The 1,694-nt window shown below is 65.4% G+C and carries 1 protein-coding gene; it reads right to left on the bottom strand.

Annotated features, from left to right (window positions below):
• Positions 1–1,592 (bottom strand): calcium-binding protein (locus DR046_RS22855; RefSeq protein ID WP_115384627.1); only part of this gene is annotated, 1,592 nt, incomplete at its 3' end.
• Between the last annotated feature and the right edge of the window lie 102 nt (positions 1,593–1,694).

Genomic DNA, 1,694 nt, shown 5'->3' with positions numbered 1-1,694 from the left:
CCGTCGCGGTCCAGGCTGATGACGCCCCTGGCCCGGTCGTAGCCCGCCTCCCCGGATGCGAGCAGCGCTTCGACCGTGGCCGCGGGGATCCGCCGGATGTCGATGGTGCCGTCGCCGCTGCCGGGCGCATCCACGAGCGCGTCGTCGAAAAGGAGCATGTCCTCCTTCCCGAAATCGGTTATCTCGACCCGGAACGGCAAGATCTCCACGGAGAAGGCTGCTGCGATGCAGAACACGTCCCGACCCGCACCCCCGGTCATGACGTCATTGCCCCCGTAGCCCAGCAAGATGTTGCGCCCCTCGTTGCCGACGAGATGCTCGTCGGCGTTGTTGCTCGCTTCGAGCCGTACGTCGCCCGTTCCAGGAACCGCGATCAGGCGCTCGACGCCATCAATGCTCACGTATTTCTGCGGTCCGTAGAAGAAAGCCGTATCGAAACCGCCATCCGGCAGCAGGGGGGCGTCGGGTGTGATCCTGCCGTTGTCGGACACGAAATGGCCGTTGAGGGCGAGCGGCGCTGGCAGAAGGTGGTAGACGTCATCCCCCGGTCCGCCCAGCATCGCCGTCTCGACGTCGCCGGAGTACAGCGTGTCGTTGCCGAAACCACCCCAAAGACCGCTCACGGCAAGAGGATCGCCCTCGCCCAGCTCCCCAATCAGGATGTCGTTCCCATCCCCTCCGCGCACGCTCACCCCGTCGTCGCCGAGGACCGTGTCGTTCCCGCCGAGCGCGTCGAAGACGAGAAAGCCGAACTCGTCGGGAACGGCGGCGTCGAGCTCGAGAATGAAGTCGTCGCCCTCTGTGGGGCGCGTCGAGGCCCCGGCTGCGGGGCCGTCGAGGAGTGCGGGGCGCGGGTCGGTGAAATCGGGGGGATCGGGAGGTTGCTCGCCGGGTTCCTCGGGCTCCTCGATTCCCTCGATGCCAGCGCTGGTCAGGCGAAATTCGAGGACGCCCCGATTGGGGAGGGCCAAGGCCGTCTCCTCGTCCTCGGCTACCGGGATGAAGCGGTAGAAAGCGTCAGTGTCGGCCGGATCGCTCACGGTGCGGAATCCGATCTCCGGAGGTGCGGAGAAGGACATCGGATCGTCGTCGCTATACCAACCGATCTCTTCATATCTCAACTCGACCCGCGCCTCGCCGGCAGAACCGCCCGGATCGTTCGAGCCGTCTATCAGGCGCAGCTGGAACGCGTTGACTGCGCCATCCGCGAAATCGTCGTCGGAGAGGATGTCGTCCCAGGTCACCGTCAGCACGCCGCGAGGATCCTTATCGACCCATACGGCGTTCGTCCCGCGCGACGTGCCGCCGGGGCTGACCGTACCGGACCCCTGGTCCACGTCGCTGAAGGCAAAGAAGGGATAGATGCCGAGGAGACCCTCCGGAACGTCCTCGCTGTCGCTGATCAACGGGCCGTCGAATGTTACGGTGCCGGCTGGGTCAACCCAGAGCGTCTGCCAGTACTCGCCGCCGAAGAAGATGCCGCCCCCGGGGGCTCGAGAAAGGTTGATCGGACCGACTGCATCGAAGCTGCCATTCCCCCGTATCTCGCCGAAGCCCACCGGGCCACCGAGGCCGTTTACAAGATCAGTCATGGAGGCTCCTCCTCATGGACAATCTTCAAGTGGTCTCCTGCGTGATGGCACCGTCGCCTGAATCGGCCCGCTGACCAAGTGTTTTCGGTCGCGAGCGCTTGA

The sequence above is a fragment of the Jannaschia formosa genome (assembly GCF_003340555.1).
Classification (GTDB): Bacteria; Pseudomonadota; Alphaproteobacteria; order Rhodobacterales; family Rhodobacteraceae; genus Jannaschia; species Jannaschia formosa.
This window is presented reverse-complemented; position numbering and strand designations above follow the sequence as displayed.